The organism is Nocardia vinacea (genome assembly GCF_035920345.1).
GTDB lineage: Bacteria > Actinomycetota > Actinomycetes > Mycobacteriales > Mycobacteriaceae > Nocardia > Nocardia vinacea_A.
The window spans coordinates 2,605,402-2,625,010 of the sequence record NZ_CP109149.1 but is presented as its reverse complement, the minus strand read 5'-3'; the positions used below and the strand labels follow the sequence as shown (position 1 = coordinate 2,625,010).

16 protein-coding genes are annotated in these 19,609 nt (G+C 65.7%); 5 read left to right on the top strand and 11 right to left on the bottom strand.

The window, feature by feature from the left end; translation table 11 throughout:
- Window positions 1-5 precede the first annotated feature (5 nt).
- The 10 genes from OIE68_RS12385 to OIE68_RS12340 all read right to left on the bottom strand — a co-directional run bounded on the left by OIE68_RS12385 (window position 6) and on the right by OIE68_RS12340 (window position 10,316).
- Window positions 6-1,433, bottom strand: coding sequence for an Hsp70 family protein (locus tag OIE68_RS12385; protein ID WP_327099523.1), 1,428 nt, complete (start codon window positions 1,431-1,433; stop codon window positions 6-8).
- A 162-nt stretch (window positions 1,434-1,595) separates the two neighbouring features.
- Window positions 1,596-3,437, bottom strand: coding sequence for a dynamin family protein (locus OIE68_RS12380; protein ID WP_327099522.1), 1,842 nt, complete (start codon window positions 3,435-3,437; stop codon window positions 1,596-1,598).
- 2 nt (window positions 3,438-3,439) lie between these two features.
- Window positions 3,440-4,150, bottom strand: coding sequence for a hypothetical protein (locus tag OIE68_RS12375; RefSeq protein ID WP_327099521.1), 711 nt, complete (start codon window positions 4,148-4,150; stop codon window positions 3,440-3,442).
- Window positions 4,151-4,474: 324 nt separating this feature from the next.
- The gene (locus tag OIE68_RS12370) at window positions 4,475-5,404 is read right to left on the bottom strand and encodes a DUF4344 domain-containing metallopeptidase (RefSeq protein WP_327099520.1); all 930 of its coding nucleotides are present in this window, start codon (window positions 5,402-5,404) and stop codon (window positions 4,475-4,477) included.
- Between the two features lie 306 nt (window positions 5,405-5,710).
- Complete coding sequence (locus OIE68_RS12365; protein ID WP_327099519.1) at window positions 5,711-5,854, bottom strand: hypothetical protein; 144 nt, start codon at window positions 5,852-5,854, stop codon at window positions 5,711-5,713.
- A gap of 4 nt (window positions 5,855-5,858) precedes the next feature.
- On the bottom strand, window positions 5,859-6,506 hold the full coding sequence (locus tag OIE68_RS12360) for a DUF305 domain-containing protein (protein WP_327099518.1): 648 nt from the start codon (window positions 6,504-6,506) through the stop codon (window positions 5,859-5,861).
- Window positions 6,503-8,074, bottom strand: a complete 1,572-nt coding sequence (locus OIE68_RS12355; RefSeq protein WP_327099517.1) for a hypothetical protein — start codon at window positions 8,072-8,074, stop codon at window positions 6,503-6,505. Before OIE68_RS12355 ends, OIE68_RS12360 begins: the two co-directional genes overlap by 4 nt.
- Window positions 8,075-8,494: 420 nt before the next feature.
- Window positions 8,495-9,031: a VOC family protein gene (locus OIE68_RS12350; protein ID WP_327099516.1), complete on the bottom strand. Its 537-nt coding sequence runs from the start codon at window positions 9,029-9,031 to the stop codon at window positions 8,495-8,497.
- An 18-nt stretch (window positions 9,032-9,049) separates the two neighbouring features.
- Window positions 9,050-10,015, bottom strand: coding sequence for an LLM class flavin-dependent oxidoreductase (locus OIE68_RS12345; RefSeq protein ID WP_327099515.1), 966 nt, complete (start codon window positions 10,013-10,015; stop codon window positions 9,050-9,052).
- The gene (locus OIE68_RS12340; protein ID WP_327099514.1) at window positions 10,008-10,316 is read right to left on the bottom strand and encodes a DUF1330 domain-containing protein; all 309 of its coding nucleotides are present in this window, start codon (window positions 10,314-10,316) and stop codon (window positions 10,008-10,010) included. The genes OIE68_RS12345 and OIE68_RS12340 overlap by 8 nt, the downstream gene beginning before the upstream one ends.
- A gap of 455 nt (window positions 10,317-10,771) precedes the next feature.
- On the opposite strand from OIE68_RS12340, the gene OIE68_RS12335 reads away from it, so the two are divergent.
- The 4 genes from OIE68_RS12335 (at window position 10,772) to OIE68_RS12320 (ending at window position 13,404) form a co-directional block, all read left to right on the top strand.
- Window positions 10,772-12,049: a lipase family protein gene (locus tag OIE68_RS12335; RefSeq protein WP_327099513.1), complete on the top strand. Its 1,278-nt coding sequence runs from the start codon at window positions 10,772-10,774 to the stop codon at window positions 12,047-12,049.
- Between the two features lie 24 nt (window positions 12,050-12,073).
- Window positions 12,074-12,274 carry an LLM class flavin-dependent oxidoreductase gene (locus tag OIE68_RS12330; RefSeq protein ID WP_419150698.1) on the top strand — a complete coding sequence of 67 codons (201 nt, stop codon included), beginning with the start codon at window positions 12,074-12,076 and terminating at the stop codon, window positions 12,272-12,274.
- A 95-nt stretch (window positions 12,275-12,369) separates the two neighbouring features.
- Window positions 12,370-12,996: a hypothetical protein gene (locus tag OIE68_RS12325; protein WP_327099512.1), complete on the top strand. Its 627-nt coding sequence runs from the start codon at window positions 12,370-12,372 to the stop codon at window positions 12,994-12,996.
- 258 nt (window positions 12,997-13,254) lie between these two features.
- Window positions 13,255-13,404, top strand: coding sequence for a hypothetical protein (locus OIE68_RS12320; RefSeq protein ID WP_327099511.1), 150 nt, complete (start codon window positions 13,255-13,257; stop codon window positions 13,402-13,404).
- 5 nt (window positions 13,405-13,409) lie between these two features.
- On the opposite strand, the gene OIE68_RS12315 is transcribed toward OIE68_RS12320, so the two are convergent.
- Window positions 13,410-13,781: a hypothetical protein gene (locus tag OIE68_RS12315; RefSeq protein ID WP_327099510.1), complete on the bottom strand. Its 372-nt coding sequence runs from the start codon at window positions 13,779-13,781 to the stop codon at window positions 13,410-13,412.
- A 340-nt stretch (window positions 13,782-14,121) separates the two neighbouring features.
- On the opposite strand from OIE68_RS12315, the gene OIE68_RS12310 reads away from it, so the two are divergent.
- Window positions 14,122-19,584 carry a carboxyl transferase domain-containing protein gene (locus tag OIE68_RS12310; RefSeq protein WP_327099509.1) on the top strand — a complete coding sequence of 1,821 codons (5,463 nt, stop codon included), beginning with the start codon at window positions 14,122-14,124 and terminating at the stop codon, window positions 19,582-19,584.
- The last annotated feature ends 25 nt before the right edge of the window (window positions 19,585-19,609 follow it).

The window sequence follows — 19,609 nt, the reverse complement described above, 5'->3', positions numbered from 1 at the left end:
ACTGCTTATGAAACAGGCCTGGTGGGGTAGGGGAGTTGCGTGGTGGTTGTCGCGGCAGGTGAAGGTGTGTCGGTAACTTGCTCGGTTACCGTGGGCTGCGGCTCGGTCTTCGGCGTGCTGTGCGCGACAATTCCGACAATCGCCGCTGCGAGCGTAGCAATGGCCGCAGCGGCGAGAAGTGCTTGTTTACGACGTCGACTGCCGACCTTTTTGCCACCTCCTGTTGATTCCGGCGCCACCGGATTCGCGGCTGCGACGACCACCGGCGGCGTATTCGCGACCGGCTCGGCGGACCGAGGCGGTTCCGGAGGTTGCGGCGGGGTAGCGGGTGTCGGTGCCGGCATCGATAGCGGCGGCACCGGCGCCGATGGGGCGACACTTGCCGAAGAACGCGCCAGCAGAGCAGCGCCATTCGCGGATGTGAGGCCGGGATCGGGTTCCGCTATCACCGGTACGTGCAACTCTGTGGACAACACCTCGGCCACGAGCGGGGTCGCCGACGCCGCACCGGCCAGCACTACTGCTCGCACGTCGCCGGCATCGATTTCGTTGGTGCGCAGAGCTTCTCGGACAAGTCCGGCGGACTCGACAACCTGCTCTCTGATCAGATCCTCGAGCTCGGAGCGGACAAGTCGCACATCGTGACGCACAGGTCCCAGCTCCACCTCGATCACCGAGGCAGTTTCGATGGAAAGCGTCTCCTTGGCCTGACGGCAGCGCAGCCGCAGTTCGTTCAGTGGCGCCAGTAAAGCGGGGGCCGCGAGATCGATGTCTCCGAGTTCTCCAGCCAGGCCTCGGAGAACGTGCCGCAAGATGGCGTCATCGATGTGCTTGCCACCGAATTCCGCGCTCCGGACCGTTCTGCCGATCTGTTCGGTACCGCGGGCCACCGAGACGCTGAGGCCGTTGCCGCCGAGGTCGTACACCACGACGGCGCCGTCCGAAGGTAGCCCTCGTGTCGACTCGACACGGGCGAGAATCGATCCGACCTCGTCCACGAGTGCCACACCGGCCATGTCCATCCGGTCGAGCGCCTCGCGAAGCGCCTGCACGCCCTGTGGCTGCCAGTAGCTGGGATATGTCGCCGCGATGGTGGGAGGCCCGGCGAACGCACCGGCCGAATAACGCGTCAGGTACTGGACGGCGCTGGCGACGAGTTTCTCCGGCCGATGAGCGGAACCGTCGGCGGCGACGAGATCGATCGGGTCGCCGACTCGGTCCACGAATCCGGTGACTACCAGTCCCATGTGCGCCGGACGGGTACCGCTGCCGATTGGAGACAGCGTCGGCGCCATGCCTTGGGTCATGATCAACGTCGCCTGGTGCTGTGTCGTCTGAAGACGTGGGGCGCGCCGCTCGGAACCTCCGGACGCCGCGTCAGCTGCGGTGACGAAATCGGCCGTGCCGATCTTGATGCCAAGACTGCCGGACATGCACACCTCTCGGTTGCTGGTTGCTGGTTGCTGGTTGCTGGTTGCTGGTTGCTGGGGAGTTACGGTTATAAATCTCCTGCACAGACGGATCGTCGGCCATAACCCCAAGTGGTGAACCGGACCCCGCATGGGGTGAGGTTCGTTCACCCAAGGTGGAATCGGCTAGGTTCGCTGCGACTGCACGGTCCGCAGCCGGGTAGCGCCTTCGCGAACCCTGGCCAGCGCGGTCAAATTCTGCTCGACCTCGGCCGCACGCTTTTCCCGCACCACGCGCTCCATGCCTGCTGCGTCCTGTGCTGCCTTCAACGAACTCTGCAGTGACGCCAAGGCTTGCTCGGCAGATTCCTTGAAGTGATCGCGCAACTCCCGCTGCACATTCCGGAGGCGGTCACGGGAGAGCTTGTGCACCTGGAAGGATACGTCGTCGACGTACTTTCGGAGCGTGAGCTGAGCGACGTTGCGGCGGCGGGCCAGTCGTCCCGCGCGGTCCTGCTGGTAGGCCTTCACACCGATCACCACCCCGGCTCCGATCGTGATCGGGTTCATCATCGCCGCGCCGACCATGGTGGCGCCCATACCGATCATCATCGCGCCGCTGTAGCCACTGCGAACCGCGGTCAGGCCCTTGTCCGCCAGCGAAACCTTCATATCGCGCAGATCACCGATCTGCAGCCGTCGGTCGATCAGGTCACCTTCGCAGATGGCCTCGAGCACGGGGAGATCAACGCCGTTGCCGTCCACGGCAAACGATGCCGCCACCCGCTCGGCCAGTGCCTGAGCGGACTGGTACGCCCAGACGAAATTGTCGGCGACCGCAGCGCTCACCTCTTCCTGCACCCACTCGGTCAGCACCGGCCATTTCTTGTCCGGGTCGCCGTCCTCGAGCTCGGACTCGATGTGCTTGTTGATGCTCCGCAGCCGTTCCCGAAGGTCATGGTCGATCTCGGAATTGAGGTCCGCGACACCGTCGTTCAATACCTGCTGCCACGACCGTGCCGACTTCACCTGCGCGTCCGAGATGTCCTTGCGCGTCTTCAACTCCTCGGCCATTCGCTGCTGGAACCCTGGGTCCCGCAACGCATTCAATTCCGCCTCGAACGGCACGGTCAGATGGTGTGCGACGGACTCGATATCCCGCGCTATGCGGATGCGCCGTTTGGTTGCGATGTCGGCGAGACCCTCGGTGCGCAGGAACGCGAGCAGGTCGGGATAGCCGGATTCGGCATTGAGTTCCTTGTCGCGCAGGCGTACCGCGTGGCCGCGCAGCATCGACGAAACCGGAATGATTCGGCAGCCGACTCCGGCATCGGCGAGGTGGCGCCGGTCGGCGTCCGCGATTCGGCGCCATTCGGGGTAGATGTCGACCTTGGTCAACGCGATGACGGCCGTGGGGCACAGACCGATCACCTGCTGCACGAACCGAAATTCGGGTTCGGTGAACTCCTGGCTGGCATCGGTGACGATGATGACGGCGTCCGCCAGCGCCACCTCGTTCAATACTCGCGGGACATGCCGCTGGCCGATGCCACCGACCCCCGGGGTGTCGATGAGGGCCAGACCTTTCGGCAGCGTCGCGGTATCGATGCCGACCTCAGCGCACACCACCTGGCCGCCGCGCGCGTGCGCGGACTTCGCCAGCTCGGATTGCAACTCACCGAATGGCAGTGCAGCCGCGACGGGAGTTTCGGCGTCCGGCAGCTCGACCACCAGCTTCGCGACCGGTTCGTCCGCGTGCCGGACGACGGTGACCACCGAGGTGGCTCGACGGTCACCGACTACGCAGACCTGCTCGTTCAGCAGGGCATTGATCAGCTGGCTTTTGCCCTGCTGGCGCAATCCGACAACGGCGACCCGCATGGCAGCGTCGGCGGATCGGCGTCGCACGGATTGGAGGGTGCCGAGCAGGTCTTCCCGGTCCGCCGACTGTGCGAGCCGGATCAACCAATCGAACAGGGGCGGGACGGCCGCGGCCGATCCACCTGTCGGTAGTTGATCGGGTCGCATGCTCAGAACATGTCCATGGAGTCGGCGATGGTGTCACCGATATCGGCCAAGGGCCCTTCGGAAAACATGTCTTCCGTCCCAGCGCCCATGCCGAGGCCGTTGGAATCCGTGTTGTAGACGTCATCGGGCGGCAGGCCGTCGTCCATGGACATCTCGTCGATCGGCTGCTCGTCGATCGGTTGCTGGTCCATGGGCGGCTGTTGGTCGGCGGGTGCCTGCTGATCGACGGGTGCCTGCTGATCGACGGGCTGTTGCTGGTCGATGGGCTGTTGCTGATCGGCAGGTGCCTGCTGGTCCATGGGGAACTGCAGGTCGATCGGTTGCTGGTCGACGGGTGCTTGCTGGTCGACGGGTGCTTGCTGGTCGACGGGTGCTTGCTGGTCGACGGGTGCTTGCTGGTCGACGGGTGCTTGCTGGTCGACGGGTGCTTGCTGGTCGACGGGTGCTTGCTGGTCGACGGGTGCTTGCTGGTCGACGGGTGCTTGCTGGTCGACGGGTGCTTGCTGGTCGACGGGTGCTTGCTGGTCGGCAGGTGCCTGCTGGTCGACAGGCTGTTGCTGATCCACAGGTGGTTGCTGCTGATCCACCGGTTGCTGGTCGACCGGCAGCTCGAGGCCGGGAATTTCAATCGGCCCCTGCGGCTGTTCGAGACCGGGAATCCCGCCCAGCTGATTCATGATGTCGTCGAATCCCTGGCTCAGCTGTGCCGTCATATCCTGCGGATCCGTCGTGGCGCCACCGCAACTCGGGGCTCCGCCAAGCTGGTTCATGATGTCGTCGAATGGGTTTTCCTGTGACAATTTTTGCCTCCATGGGTGTCTGTCGTCGAATTGTGGATGGGACCAATCCACGTCTGGACTTCCCGGTACCAATGGCTCGTGATCTATGGTCCGGGCATACGACGGCAGGAAATAGACACCTGAGGTGGAGCAAACCCACACCCTTGGAGGCGGGCATTCGCCCCGAAGGTGAACGCTGTGGCCGCCTGCGACGTCAACAGCATCCGTTGTCGTAGAGACAGCGGGACGACGACTCGCCTAGCGCGTAGGGGTGGTGGAATGCGTTTGGGTAGTCGAAGAAGGTGTCGCACTCGGGGTATTGCTGGCGGGTGCGCCGAGACTGGTCTCGATATAGGGCTTCAAAAGGGTCTCCCACGCGGCCTTCATTCGGTTGTACTCATCGGGACACCCCGCAGCACGCTGATATGGCAGGAACCCTTTCTTCTCTGGCTCACCCGGTTTGTTCACAAGCACGTCCAGCACGTTGGGGTTGGAGCCGTAGGTCCAGCACTCCAGGTTGTAGGCGCGTACCTGACTCAGCGAGTGTTCGTCGGCGAAGGTGCGCGCATCGAGACTTGCCGGATCATCGGAGACGGCGAACCAGAAGTCGGCCGCCGCGGCCACGCTACCGGCACCGAGGGGACCGGGGATGGTCAATAGGACCAGGGCGCCGAGCTGGTCCGCGGAGTCCTCTTCACGTCCTGTCGCGGGGAGCGAATACAGGTTGATCGCCATGTGTGCGGACTCGTGGAAGGTGATCATGCGAGTTACGCCGTCGAAGTAAAGGTTGAAAATGTCAGTAGTTCCCATAGAATTCGCATTCGCAGGATCGGCAGCCTGCATCTTCGCGTATCTCTCGGCGACCGCGAACATCTCGTAACAGAGGATCAGCGACTGGTTCTTCGGGTCCCAGTACGCGTTGAACTCGCCACATTCCTTGGCGATGACGGGAATGTCCTTGGGTAGCTTGTACATCGTCCCGAGGGCATCGGTGAGCTCTTCGAGGACCTTGTTGTCTTGAATGGCGTCCTTGCCTTCTTTGGCAAGGTCCGAAGCCATCGCACGCTCGTACTTGGGCACGAACTTTCCGGTGTCCGCCACCTTGCTCGTAGTCGCGGCGCTTGTTGTCCCCTGCGACGCCGGCTTTCCGTCGTTATCCGATGAACATGCCGTGGTCGCCGCAGCCAATATGGCCACCGCCCCGGCCCATCGACACCATGTGGGAATCATTGCAATACGCCTCTCCAAGTCGCAGGGCGCCCGCTACGCGATGTTTGCTAAATGGTAGCAAGGTCGTGTGCTCGGCATGTTGGGTTTTCCTCGCATCGTTGAAGCGTCGTCTCGGGCCAGGGCGTTCACCGAGGTCATCGGTATCCCGCTCGGTCGCTTGCCCTCGACTGGTCGATTTCTCGGTCGCTCCGACAGGCGGACGCGGCATTGCTGCCGCGTAACCGAATGGCCGGCTTCGGCGCGCTCGCCACGCCGATGTCCGGGTCAGTGCAGGTATACGGTCAGCGCCGCAGCCCAGCAGGCGAGCAGCCAGATGTCGGTGAAAAGGCGCAGCCACCGTGGGCTGGTGCGTACTTCCATGCAGTACTGGATGACGAGTCGCCGCTTGATGACTGCCGTGGTCAACACGGCGTCAGCTCGGGGTGCTGCGCTGTGTCAACAGCATCATCAGGCCGACTTCACGGCTCTGTGTGTCGATCATGTCGCGTGCCGCCTGTTTGACGATGCCGCTGGACAATTGGCGCTCGGCCGCCTGGGCCATCTGGATGCCACCGGCATGGTGGCGCTGCATGAGTTGCAGGAACAGCGCTCCCGCGTCGGCACCGCGCGCCGCCGCCAGTGCGTCGAGTTCGGCCTGGGTCGCCATGCCGGGCATGAGATCGCCGGTCGCCGGGGCGGTGCCGGTCGCGTGCTGGTGCTGGGTGAGGTTCGTTTGGTCGGTGTGCATCCACGCCATCGGGTGCGGATTGATCGTGACCACGCGAGCCATTCGCAGCCAGCCGAGCAACATACCGATCTCGGTGCGCTGGGTGTCCGAAATCTGTTGTGCCAGCGCACGTACCGTCGGTTCGACTCCGGTGTCGAGTCGCTGCGTCATGACCAGTGCCTGGCTGTGATGCGCGACCATATCCTGCGCGAAGCCGATCTCGGTACTGCTGAGGACGGGCGGTGCGGGCTTGTCGTCGGCTATCAGCAGCGGACGGATGGCCGCGCCGACCGCCAGCAGCAGCACGGCGAGGCTGACGAGCGCGGCACTCCTGATCCAGGTCCGCCGGGTCATGAGCCCATGGTCGAATGCTGGTCGGCAGGCGGGGTGTAGACGCTCGAATCCAGTTGCAGCGCAAGGAATCCATTATCGGCACAGGTCGTCCACAATTGGTTGCCACGCCATTCGGGCGCGGAGAAGCACCAGTCCGAGGAGAGATCGCCGAAGGCGAGCATGCCGGTGCGCGGACCGGCGGCCTCGGACATATCGAACTGGCCCTGCAATATGGTCTGGACCACCGTCGGGGACGCGAGCAGCGGTGGGCCGATGATCGAGGCGAGTGCGTGCGGCGAGTTCGTCAGCTCGGTGTTGTGCCCAGTGTGCGCGGGCGGGTTGTAGTAGGCGATCTCGCGGATGTCGAGCGGGTCGCGGACGTCGAATACGCGGATGCCGGAGGAGGTCCAACTGCAGGCCAGTGCGGTGGGATCGGCAGGCCGATCCGCGGCGCAGTAGTGCGCGTCGTAGGCGAACAGCGAGCCGCCCGCGGCGGAAGCCATTGCGATGTCCTGGTTCTGGGGCAGATCGATCTCGAGTTTGATGGTGTTGCGCAGGCGCGGATTCGTCGCGTCGGAGACGTCGAACAGCTTTACGCCGCCGGATCCGGCCTCATTGGTGGCGAAGACATACGGCGTGCCTCGATATGTGACCGGGATATTGTGCTGGGTGGCCCAACCGTCGGTCCAGGTGATATCGGCCAATTGGCGCACTTGCGGATTCGGATCGCGGCGCTGGACAGCGCTGATGTCGAGGACCATGAGTCCGCCGGAGTTATTGGCGAGATACATGGTGTTGCCGTCGGGGGTGAATCCGAAGCCGTGCATGGATAATCCGGGCAGGTTCTGCCAGATGACGCGCGGATTGGCCGGATCGGTGAGATCGACCGCGCTGACCAGGCCAGGGGCGACGCCCGAGCTCCAGTAGGTGTTGCCGTCGGGGGAGAAGCCGCCCTCGTGTGCGGTGATCGGCAGTGGCATGTTCAAACTGGTCCCGGCGCCCGGGTTGAGCAGCCGAGGGTGCGCGCAATCGGAGATGTCGTAGACCGAAAGCAGACCCGCGCCGGTCATGAACGGCGCGCCCGCGCCGACGAGCAGCTTGCGAGTTTCGTTGACCTTCAAGCTTTCCCAGGTGCCGGCCCGCATCGCCGGTTCGTTCAATGTTTCGGTCAGCGCCGGCGCGGTGGGATCGGAGACGTCGAGCACCTGCACACCTTGTTCGGGCCCCAGCAGGTTGCCCGGGAAGAAGGTGCCGACGTAGACGCAGTGGTCGAAGCTGACCGAGGAGATACCCCCGCCGCGCCCCGCGTAATTGCCGACCTGCGACATATTGCAGCGGTAGCCGAGGGTGCTGCGGCCGTTGTTCCGGTCGGCGGCGGGTACGTCGCCCTGGTGTCCGGATTCTGGGTCGGAGCCGGGGCCGCACTCGGCGCGGGCGACGGCGATATCGGTGAGTCCGGAGATTTCGCGAACACTGCCGGTCATATCCGACTGTGGTTGGGCGGCGAGGGTTCCGGTCGGTAACAGCAGTGCCGTGGCCGCGACCGTCACCAGGGAACGCCGAGCCAGGGGGAGCAACGATGATGTCATGGGTGACCCTCGGCAATGAGGGTTGCCTTTCGTGTCGGTCGTTCCGGTCGGCCGCGGGGCTGGTGGTCCGTCGATCGGCGGCTGCGGAAATCATTGAGATGCGACTGCCATGGTGGCGGCTGTGCGGTCTCACCATCCGGACTGTGCTGTCCGGTTACTGCTCGGTAGTGTGCGCGAGGCGCCATCCGGAGTCAAGACCTGTGCTGCTCATACCCCCGGATTTCGCTGCGGGTCGCTTACGGTCGAGAGTGAGAAGTGCGGATAGCCGAGCGGGCTGTTCCCGGTGCTCTGCAGTGACGTCGATATGTTCGGGACGCCAAGATCCGCTGCCAGGTCGACGAATTCGATCCGTGGCAGACCGAAGACGCTGAGATGTTCTATGCCGATGCGCTCCATGCACTTCCCCGTTCGAAGTGCTGGTCAGTCGGCAGTCTCACTCGCGAGGAAGCGCTGCCAGACCGCATGATCCGTACGCTTGCCGCCGGGCGTATCCGCGCCATATCGGGTGATCTCCGCGGCGAGATCGAGCGGCATGGTCGGCGCGGCCATACCTCGCAACTCCTGTTCGATCGCGGCATCCGGCACCAACCAGCACACCTCGAATTCGATGCCGTCGGGGTCGGCTCCGTACAGCGACTTGGTGACCGCATGATTCGATGCTCCGGTCAGGGCGTCCGCCGCCCGCAGCGCATCCTTGACCCGCCCCAATTCGCGCAGCGTGTCCACCTCCCAGGCCAGGTGGTACAGCCCGACTCGTCCGGTGCGATGCGGAGCGGCCGGTTCGGTGGATCGGAACAAACCCAGGTCATGGTCGTTGGCTGAACCGGCCGCCTGCAGGAAGACCCCACCCGGAATTGCGCCGATCTGTCGGAAGCCGAGGACCTCGCGGTAGAACGTGGCCGAGCGCTCCACATCGGAGACGAACAGGACGGCATGGTTCAGGCGCTGGACTGGCATGAAAGTTGCTCCGTTTCCTCAGTGCTCGACCGATGCGAAGGCCCGCAGTTCGCGGACTACGTCGGGACCGGTCGGCATGTACACAACCTCGTGGTACCCCGCCGCGGCCAGGTTCGCTACTGCCGCCGCGATTTCCGAGCGCTCGCCGACCATCGTGGCGACATCGATGTGCTCGAGCAACAAGCGATCGCGGTCGGAAAGGTGGGTGAAGTGACCCTCGAATGCCCGCGGACGCCGCTCGTCTTCCGGTGTCTCGGATTCCAGCGCCTCGCGCCACGCGCTACCGCCGGGCATCGCGTCGACAGCCGCCGCACCACCGGCGGCATAGGCGACATGCCAGTCGACGACCCGGCACGGACCGATCGCATCGCGCACTCGACTCGATCCGCGGTCTTCGCCGGTCTCGAGCACGGTGCCGGAGACGGTGATGGCGGTGGGCAAAGTGGGATGGACTGGTCCGATGACACCGTCGGCCACCGAGGTTGCCAGCTCGGCGCCGCGCGGGCCGAAAGCGCTCAGCCACAACGGCGTATCGATCGGACGCGGCGCGGCCAGTCCGGTGGCATGCAGCATCCGGGCCGGTTGACCGTCGATGACAGCGGTCTCGCCCGCGAGCAGGGTGCGTACGGCCGTGACGTATTCCGTCAAGGCGCGCAAGATCATCGGGCGCTGACCCATCGCCGATCTGGCGGTGAATCCGGTACCGAAACACGCGCGGAATCGGCCGCTGGACAGGCGTGTGATTGTCGCGATCGCACTCGCCATCGCCATTTCCGAACGTTCGGTCGGAATCAGCACGGCGGTGCCGAGACCGATCCGGCTGGTCCGCTGCGCCGCCAGCGCCAGATGAACGAACGGGTCCTCCCACAGCGGGGCGGAACCGTAGATCCATACCCGGGCATAGCCGAGAGTTTCCGCCAGTGCCGCCAGATCCGCGAACTCCGGACCCGGCGGCAACGCGCAGGAGAGTTCGATCTCACTCATGCGGCGGCATTTCGAAACCTGCGACTATGACCGCGTTGGCGTCGGCGGCTGCGTGCCGCAACGGCTTTGCTCGCGCGTAGCTCTCCGACTCGTACCAGGCGCGCGCAGCCTCCACCGAGGGAAATTCCATCACGACCGTCCGATCGCCGTGCCAGGAACCTTCGAGGACCTCCGGATTGCCATCGACGACCAGGGGCGCCGCGCCGAATTCCGCCATCGACCGTCCCGCCGCACGCCCGTACTCGTCCATACCCGCCGGATCCCGAATTGCTTCGGTCAGGATCACGTATCCCTTCGGCATCAGTTCATCCCTTCGACCGTCTGTCGATCAGTAGGCGGCGCTGCTGTGCGTCCTCCGAGCGAACGCTGCATGGACCGGCTGTCCCGCAACCTTCATACCAACGGTTGGATGGCCTATCCCTGATCAACTTCCGCTGAGTGGAAAGGTCGGGATCGAACGCCGGGAAGTCGATGACGAAGCTGTGGTAACTTGGTTACCGCCAATAACCGGGTTACTCGAAGACTCGACGACGCACGCAACTCGTGCGGCGCTCGCCCGGACCGCGATTCAGGTCGAGGCGTCGACATCATCGACGCGACCTGCCGCGTCCGATTCGTTTGGGGCACAACTCCTTTCATCGCATACACACGCGCGGTTCGTGCGCGCGGGAGCTCCGCAGAGAAAGAAGAATGATGTCAGGACAACGGCGCTGGTCCGCATCGAATCGCCGGCGGCCGAACAAGTTTCGGCATGTGATGGCGGTCGTGAGCGCGCTGAGCCTGGCCGCTGTGGTCGCCTGCGTCGGGCCGGGGCAAGCCTCGGCCGACCCGGTGAACGATTTCTACGTTCCCCCTGCACAATTCGACGCGACGCGCGGAGCCGTTATCAAGACCGTCGATACCTCGGTGTACCTGGCGCAGCCGACGGACAACGGCAAGTGGCCGATACCGGCGAAACAGGTCATGTACACAACGCGGACCGAGGACGACGCCCCGGTCGCGGCCACCGGCATCTTCATCGATGCCGACCAGCCATGGCGCGGCTCCGGTCCGCGGCCGACCATCATCATCGGCCCCGGCACCACGGGGCAAGGCGATCAGTGCGCGATGTCGCTGGCCTTCTCCACGGGGGTCTATGCCCGAGTCACGCCGCCGGCGCTGTCGGTCAATCAGGAGGCGCTCGCGGCGCTGGCATGGAATTCCTTGGGCGCGCGCGTTTTCGTGACCGACTACATCGGCATGGGCACACCTGGAGTTCATACCTACGTCAACCGCATCGAGGAGGCGCACGCTGTCCTCGACGGGGCCCGCGCGGCGAATGCACTGTCCGGCAGCGGAACCGACACCCCGCTGGCCTTCTGGGGCTATTCGCAAGGCGGCGGGGCGACTGCCGCGGCGGCCGAGATGCAGTCCGGCTACGCCCCCGAATTGAATCTGAAGGGCACCTGGGCCGGTGCGCCGACAGCGGACCTCTCCGAGATATTGCGGCAGGTCGACGGAGTGCTCATCAGCGGCGTGACCGGATTCGCTATCAACGGCCTGCTCGCCCGCCATCCGGACTTACAACCGCAACTCGACGCGCGCACCACGCCCGAGGGCAAGGCGCTGCTGCGTGAGCTGGCCGACGAGTGCATCGCCGATGTCATCTTCCTGCACCCGTTCATGCGGTCCGCCGATTTCACCGTCGACCACCGCGCAATGTCGGATCATTTGCGCGAGATCCCGGAACTCGTCGGCATTCTGGACCGACTGCGCATCGGCTCACTGAAGCCGACCAGTCCGGTGTTCATCACCAGCGGCCGCAATGACGACACCGTCCCCTACGGCCAGGCCGGGCAACTGGCGGCCGACTGGTGCGGCCACGGCGCGACCGTCACCTTCCGCACCAACGAGCTGCCGCCCATCCTGTCCGGGACCACCATCCCGAACCACTTCGGTCCGGAGCTGATCGACGGCTACGGAACCAATAACGCGATCGGCTATCTCGTCGACCGGTTGAACGGATTGCCCGTGACGGGATGCACCATCGATTGAAAGTATCGGAGTTGTCTGCCCCGGGTGGTTGGCGATCGAAAGCGCGATGTCATCCACGCCGCGAAGGAGGTCGCCACACTTGACCGAATCTCGCACGGGCGCTTCGTATTCGGTGTCGGCACGGGCTGGAATTGCGAGGAGATGGCCGATCACGGGACCGATCCGCGTGCGCGCCCTCGATGGAATTACCGAAGTCGCCCACCGGTACCTCGTCTGAGGGCCTAGCTCGATCTCGACGCTCGCACCATGACAGATTGACACTGAGTGTAGCGATGTAACACACTTTCGGGGTTTGCGGTCATCGGAAGAGAGGCTGGCCAGTGACCGATAACGCCCGTGCGGCGCTGGAGTTGGTTCGTGATTCGAGCCAGTTCAAGTGGTATGTAATCCCGCTACTGCTGATCGTGCTCTACGTGTATGCCACCGAGGTGGAGCGCCGGAACTGGAATGTCCTGTTCGGTGGGCTGGCGCTGTGGGGGATGGACTGGTTCAACGAGATCTGGAACGCCGTGGTCTTCCATGTCACCGATCGCGCTCCGGTGTGGGGCGCGACGGGGCCGACCGCCTATCAGATCCTGATCGGGCTCAATATCGAGATCTGCTTCATGTTCGCGATCATGGGCGTCGCGGCCGCGAAGTTGTTGCCGCCGCGCGAGATACGCGTGTTCGGGCTACCCAACCGTCCGGTGCTCGTGGCCCTGAACGCGGCGCTGGCCGTTGGCGTCGAGATCGTGCTCAACAAGATCGGCGTGCTGACCTGGGACTGGTCCTGGTGGCAGGCGGGCTTCCCGCCACTGATCTGGCTGATCGGCTATGTGCCGTTCTTCGCGGCCTGCTTCTGGGTGCACGATCTGCCCACGGTGCGCGCCAAGGCCGTTGTCGTCGGTGTGATTCTCGGGCTCGACGCGGTGGCTCTCATTGTCTTCGGCTCATTCGGATGGTTGTGAAAACTCTCGCTCGATTCGCGCTCCCCACCGCGCTGACGCTCGTGTTCACCGGGCTCACTACGAATTCCGCAACCGCCGAATACGCGCCATGTACCTTGCTCGGCACAGTGGGAACTCCCGAGATCGGAAGCGACCAGTCCAGCGCGGGCCTGGAAGGGCTACCGCCCGCCGACATCGCACTGCCCGCTGCCGCAGCAGCGGGGGATCAGCGATCAGCCGCGGCACCTCGACGGCACTGTGGAGGTGCCGTCCGAAATAATGAACAGCCTTGCGGACCAATCCGAACCGATCCGATATTTCATCACCGAGCAGCTGGGCGGACGTCGGTTCACCGACACCGACGTCACGGTCACCACGCAGTTGTTCACTGTCGCCGGACTCGGATCGGTGCTACCGCGCGCCCGATAACCGCATCACGGGCCCGACGTCGTCTCGGAGTCCATGCTCGCGGCGCTGAGGTTCTCGGCAGCGAACCGGGCGATCGTGCAGGCCTGGCGCGTAAGCGCTTCCGGGTGCGCAGTCCGCTGCGCCAGCGTGGCACGGATCCGATCCAATGACGCCGTCGCATCGCCGGTCGCTCGGCGGAGCACGGTGTAGCGGTGGTCGAGTTCGCGGTAGGCGAGGTCGATGTCGTGGTAGCGGCGGCGCAGGTCGGCCAGATGGTTGAGCAGGTCGGCCACCTCACGTGTGGTCAGGGTGAGGCTCGGGTGCTCCTCGCCGGAGAGGATCGCCTCGCCCGCGACCTCGGCGCAGCGCGCATGCAGTACGTCGAGAATGTCGGCCACCCAGATCACCTCCCACACTGCGCTCGAACCCGAGAGAAAAGGTTGCCGGTCAACGCATCTGACGATGGTCGGGCGCGAATCGACGCTCCCTCTCGTTTGATTGCTTTGATCGACACGCGACTCGGCTACGACTCGATCACGGGTACGGTACTGGAAGCCTGTCGACCGAGGAATTCCGCCACTAGTGTCATAGACATAAATGAGGAATTTCCCACGATACGCGCGGGTAACCACCTGACGCTGTGTACTTGGGCGCAGTAGGAGTGCAAACTACGCCGGACCGGCAGTCGCAAACCGTCGCCCGACCGGGCCAGTGCTGTGGAGTGGAAGGAGTTGGCGCGTGTTCAGCCGCATCGCCATCGTGAACCGGGGAGAGGCCGCTATGCGCCTCATCCATGCCGTCCGAGATCTGGCCGCGGAGACCGGGCGACCGATCGAAACCGTTGCTTTGCACACCGATGTCGACCGGAACGCGACATTCGTGCGCGAGGCCGATATCGCCTATGACCTCGGTCCGGCGTCCGCGCGTCCGTATCTGGATCTGAAGGCGCTCGAGCGCGCTCTGGTGACGACCAAGGCCGACGCCGCATGGGTCGGTTGGGGTTTCGTCGCCGAGGATCCGGCATTCGCCGAGCTGTGCGAGCAGATCGGCGTCACCTTCATCGGCCCCAGTCCGGAGGCCATGCGCAAGCTCGGTGACAAGATCGGTGCGAAGCTGATCGCGGAGGAAGTCGGCGTGCCTGTCGCGCCGTGGAGCCGCGGTGCCGTCGAGACCGTGGACGCCGCCCTCGCGGCCGCCGCCGACATCGGCTACCCGCTGATGCTCAAGGCGACCGCCGGTGGCGGCGGCCGGGGTATCCGGGTCGTCACGAACGAGGCCGAGCTCGTCGATGCCTACGAGCGCACCCGTCAGGAAGCCGCGCGTGCGTTCGGCAGCGGCGTGGTCTTCCTGGAACGGCTGGTGACCGGCGCCCGGCACGTCGAGGTCCAGGTGATCGCCGACGGCCAAGGCACCGCGTGGGCGCTCGGCGTCCGCGACTGCTCGGTGCAGCGGCGCAATCAGAAGGTCATCGAGGAGTCGGCGTCTCCGGTGCTGCGCCCCGAGCAGGCAGCCGAGCTCAAGCAGTCGGCTGAGCGGTTGGCGATCGCGGTCGAGTATCGCGGCGCGGCGACCGTCGAATTCCTGTACCACCCGGGCGACGAGCTGTTCGCATTCCTCGAGGTCAATACCCGACTGCAGGTCGAACACCCGATCACCGAGTACACCACCGGTTTCGACCTGGTTCGGGCGCAGCTGCTGGTGGCATCGGGCGGCAAGCTCGAGGGCGAACCGCCGGCCGAGCGCGGGCACGCGATCGAGGCCCGGCTCAACGCGGAGGATCCGGACCGCGACTTCGCGCCCGCTCCAGGCCGCATCGCCCGGCTGGATCTGCCCGCCGGGCCGGGCATTCGAGTCGACACCGGTGTCAGCGAGGGCGACACAATTCCCGCCGACTTCGACTCGATGATCGCCAAGATCATCGCCTACGGACGAGACCGCGAGCAAGCGCTGGGCCGGCTGCGCCGGGCAATGGCGCAGACCCGGGTCGTCATCGAGGGCGGCGCGACGAACAAGAGCTTCGTGCTCGATCTGCTGAACCAGCCCGAGGTGATCGACGCCAGCGCGGACACCGGCTGGATCGACCGTGTTCGCGCCGAGGGACGCCTCGTATCGCATCAACACTCCGCGGTCGCGGTGGCCGTCGCCGCCATCGATGCCTATGAAGAGGACGAGCGGGTCGAGCGGCACCGGCTGTTGTCCACGGCGGCCGGTGGACGGCCCCAGGTGCAGCACCAGAGCGGTCGCCCGCACGACCTGAAGTTGCGTGGCGTCGGATACCGGGTGCGCGTGGCACGGATCGGTGCGCACCGGTTCCGCGTCGGCATCGAAGCGGGTGGCGAGATGCGTGCCGCCGATATTGATCTCGAGCGTTTCGACCGCCACACCGGGCAGATCGTGGTCAACGGCGTCCGCTACCGCGTGATCACCGGCACGCATGGGCCGATACATCTGGTCGATGTCGACGGTGTGACCCATCGGATCAACCGTGACGAGGGTGGCGTCGTCCGCTCGCCCGCCCCCGCGCTGGTCGTTGCCACGCCGCTGGAGGTCGGTGCCGAGGTCGAGGCGGGCGCACCGGTGCTGGTACTCGAGAGCATGAAGATGGAAACGGTGCTGCGCGCGCCGTTCCGGGCTCGGTTGAAGGAATGCGCTGTTACCGTCGGCACCCAGGTCGAGACCGGCGCGCCGCTGATGCGGCTGGAGCCGCTCGTCGAGGACGACGAGGCCGCGGACGCCGAGGAGGTCGCGTCGGTCGAACTGGACCTGCCCGACGAGCCCGCAGCGGACCGACCGTACGAGGGCACCGCCCGCAGCCTGCAGGACCTGCGCAGCTTGCTGCTCGGCTTCGACGTCGACCCGCATAACGAGCGCCGCGTGCTCGACCACTACCTCGCCGTGCGCCGGGCGGCCATCGCGGACAACCGCAGGCCCCTCGCCGACGAGATCGAACTCGTGCAGGTGTTCTCCGACCTGTCCGAACTGAGCCACAACCGGTCGTGGGACGAGGACGGCATCCAGGGCCACGTTCACAGCGCCCGCGAGTACTTCCACACCTACCTGCAGAGCCTCGATGTCGAGCGGGCCGGGCTGCCGGAGTCGTACCAGGCCAAGCTTGCCAAGGCGCTCGGGCATTACGGCGTCACCGAACTGGATCGTTCCCCGGAGCTCGAAGCCGCCGTCTTCCGGATCTTCCTCGCCCAGCAGCGGCCGTCCGACACCGTCACGGTCATCACCACCTTGCTGCGCGAGTGGCTGGGCGAGCCGGTGCCGGACCGGGCGCTGCGCGAGCCGGTCGGTCTGGCGCTGGAGCGGCTGGTGGCCGCGACGCAGGTGCGCTTCCCCGTGATCTCCGACCTCACCCGCGGTCTGGTGTATTCCTGGTTCGGCCAGCCGCTGTTGCGGCGCAACCGCGCCCGCGTCTACACCAATGTTCGTAAACAGCTGAGCCACCTCGACGCGCACCCGGAAACCCCCGATCGCCCCGAGCGCATCTCCGAGATGGTGCGCAGCACCGAGCCGCTGGTGCGGCTGCTCGGGCAGCGGTTGGTGCGCGGCAGTGCCGACAACACGGCCATGCTCGAGGTGCTGACCCGTCGGTACTACGGCAACAAAGGTCTGGCCGGTGTGCACACCCGCGAGGTCGGCGGGTGCACCTTCGTGATCGCCGAGCGCCGGGGCCTGAGCCTGGTATCGGCGGCGGTGAGTTTCGACGCGCTCGACACCGTGCTGCGTGGTCTCACCGAACTGACGAGTGTGGCCGCGTCCATCGAGGTCGACATCTATCTGAGCTGGGAGAAGCAGCCGGAGGACTTCGACGCGATGGCGGCCGCACTGCAGGAAGTGCTCGGTGCTCGGCCGTTGCCGAACCAGATCCACCGGATCACCGCCACCGTCGCGGGCAGCGGCGGTGCGGTGATGCACCACCACTTCACCTTCCGCCCGTCCGCCACCGGCATGGCCGAGGAGCGGTTGATCCGCGGCCTGCATCCGTACATCGCGGAGCGGATGCAGATGAAGCGGCTGCGCAAGTTCGACCTCACCCGGCTCCCGTCCTCGGACGAGGAGATCTACCTGTTCCGGTGCATCGCGAAGGACAACGCGTCCGACGAGCGTCTCGTCGCATTCGCGCAGGTGCGTGACCTGGCCGCGCTGCGCGAGCACGACGGCAGGCTGCTGGCGCTGCCGACGGCCGAGAGCACCATCGCCTCCTGCCTCGACTCGATCCGCCGGGCGCAGTCGCAGCGGCCGTCGGCCAAGCGGTTCCACACCAACCGCGTCGTGATGTACATCTGGCCGCCGGTCGAGATGACCCGCGCCGAGCTGGAGACGATCGTCGACCGGGTGCGGCCGACGAGCGCGGGTGCCGGGCTGGAGGAGATCCTGCTCATCGCACGGCACCGGGACCGGCGGTCCGGTGAGTTGATCAAGGTCGCCGTGCGCATCTCGTTCGACGCTACCGGCGGCACCGAGGTGACCATCGGTGAGCGGTCCGGCGAGGTGGTCGAGCCGATCGACGAGTACCGGCAGAAAGTGCTGCGGGCCAGTAGCCGCAACACCGTGTACCCGTACGAACTGACCGGCCTGCTCGGTGAGTTCGCCGAGTACGACCTCGACTCCGATCACACGCTCGTCCCGGTCGACCGGCCCAAGGGACGTAACAAGGCCGCGATCGTCGCGGGCGTGGTCACCACACCGACCGAGCAGTATCCGGACGGCATCACCAGGGTGGTGCTGCTCGGTGATCCGACGAAATCGCTCGGCGCGCTCTCGGAACCGGAGTGCCGCCGCGTAATCGCCGCGATGGACCTGGCCGAACAGATGCAGGTGCCGCTGGAGTGGTACGCGCTGTCCTCCGGCGCCCGGATCTCGATGCAGTCCGGCACCGAGAACATGGACTGGGTGGCGGCGGCGCTCAAGCGGATCGTCGAATTCACCCAGGACGGCGGCGAGATCAACATCGTGGTCTCGGGCATCAACGTCGGCGCGCAGCCGTACTGGAACGCCGAGGCGACGATGCTCATGCACACCAAGGGCATCCTGGTGATGACGCCGGATTCGGCGATGGTGCTCACCGGCAAACAGGCGCTGGACTTCTCCGGTGGTGTGTCGGCCGAGGACAATTTCGGTATCGGCGGCTACGACCGGGTGATGGGCCCGAACGGGCAGGCGCAGTACTGGGCGCCGAACCTGCACGCCGCGCGGGAGGTGCTGATGTCGCACTACGACCACACCTATGTGGCGCCCGGCGAGCAGTCGCCGCGGCGGTCGCGGACCAGCGACCCCATCGATCGCGACGTCTCCGACTTCCCGCATGTCGTGGCGGGCAGCGACTTCACCACGGTCGGCGAGATCTTCTCCGCCACGGCGAACCCGGACCGCAAGAAGCCGTTCGACATCCGGACCGTGATGCGGGCGGTGGCCGATCAGGACCACCCGGTGCTGGAACGCTGGGCGGGGATGGCTGACGCCGAGACGGCCGTGGTGCAGGACGCGCGGCTCGGCGGTATGCCGGTGTGCCTGCTGGGCATCGAGTCCAGGGGAGTACCGCGCCGCGGCTACCCGTCCACCGACGGCCCGGACACCTATACGGCGGGCACGTTGTTCCCGCAGTCGTCGAAGAAGGCCGCGCGGGCGATCAACGGGGCCAGCGGCAATCGGCCGCTCGTGGTGCTGGCGAACCTGTCGGGCTTCGACGGTTCGCCGGAATCGATGCGGAAGTTGCAGCTCGAGTACGGTGCAGAGATCGGCCGCGCGATCGTGAACTTCCAGGGCCCCATCGTGTTCTGCGTGATCTCGCGCTATCACGGCGGCGCGTTCGTGGTGTTCTCGAAGCTGCTCAACCCGAATATGACCGTGCTCGCGCTGGAAGGCTCGTTCGCCTCGGTGCTCGGCGGCGCCCCAGCGGCCGCGGTGGTGTTCTCCGGCGAGGTCGATGCCCGTACGGCAGCCGATCAGCGAGTGCGGGATCTCGAGGCACGTGCCGCGAACGCGCTGGGCGCCGACCGTGCGGCTCTGACGGCGGAACGCGACGAGGTCCGGTCGTCGATTCGAACGGAGAAACTCGGCGAGGTCGCGGCGGAATTCGACCGCGTGCACAACATTCAGCGCGCCGTGGAGGTCGGTTCGGTCGACGCCATCATCCGCGCCGCCGAACTGCGCCCCCGCATCATCGAAGCCATCGAGGCGGGTCTGCCGGGCTGATCATTCCGGACCCATCAGATTGCTG

What these genes read in the sequence shown, in the direction of transcription:
- OIE68_RS12385 (WP_327099523.1), bottom strand. Translation starts at nt 1,433, where the DNA reads ATGTCCGGCAGTCTTGGCATCAAGATCGGCACGGCCGATTTCGTCACC.
- OIE68_RS12380 (WP_327099522.1), bottom strand. Translation starts at nt 3,437, where the DNA reads ATGCGACCCGATCAACTACCGACAGGTGGATCGGCCGCGGCCGTCCCG.
- OIE68_RS12375 (WP_327099521.1), bottom strand. Translation starts at nt 4,150, where the DNA reads ATGACGGCACAGCTGAGCCAGGGATTCGACGACATCATGAATCAGCTG.
- OIE68_RS12360 (WP_327099518.1), bottom strand. Translation starts at nt 6,506, where the DNA reads ATGACCCGGCGGACCTGGATCAGGAGTGCCGCGCTCGTCAGCCTCGCC.
- OIE68_RS12355 (WP_327099517.1), bottom strand. Translation starts at nt 8,074, where the DNA reads ATGACATCATCGTTGCTCCCCCTGGCTCGGCGTTCCCTGGTGACGGTC.
- OIE68_RS12350 (WP_327099516.1), bottom strand. Translation starts at nt 9,031, where the DNA reads ATGCCAGTCCAGCGCCTGAACCATGCCGTCCTGTTCGTCTCCGATGTG.
- OIE68_RS12345 (WP_327099515.1), bottom strand. Translation starts at nt 10,015, where the DNA reads ATGAGTGAGATCGAACTCTCCTGCGCGTTGCCGCCGGGTCCGGAGTTC.
- OIE68_RS12340 (WP_327099514.1), bottom strand. Translation starts at nt 10,316, where the DNA reads ATGCCGAAGGGATACGTGATCCTGACCGAAGCAATTCGGGATCCGGCG.
- OIE68_RS12335 (WP_327099513.1), top strand. Translation starts at nt 10,772, where the DNA reads ATGGCGGTCGTGAGCGCGCTGAGCCTGGCCGCTGTGGTCGCCTGCGTC.
- OIE68_RS12320 (WP_327099511.1), top strand. Translation starts at nt 13,255, where the DNA reads ATGAACAGCCTTGCGGACCAATCCGAACCGATCCGATATTTCATCACC.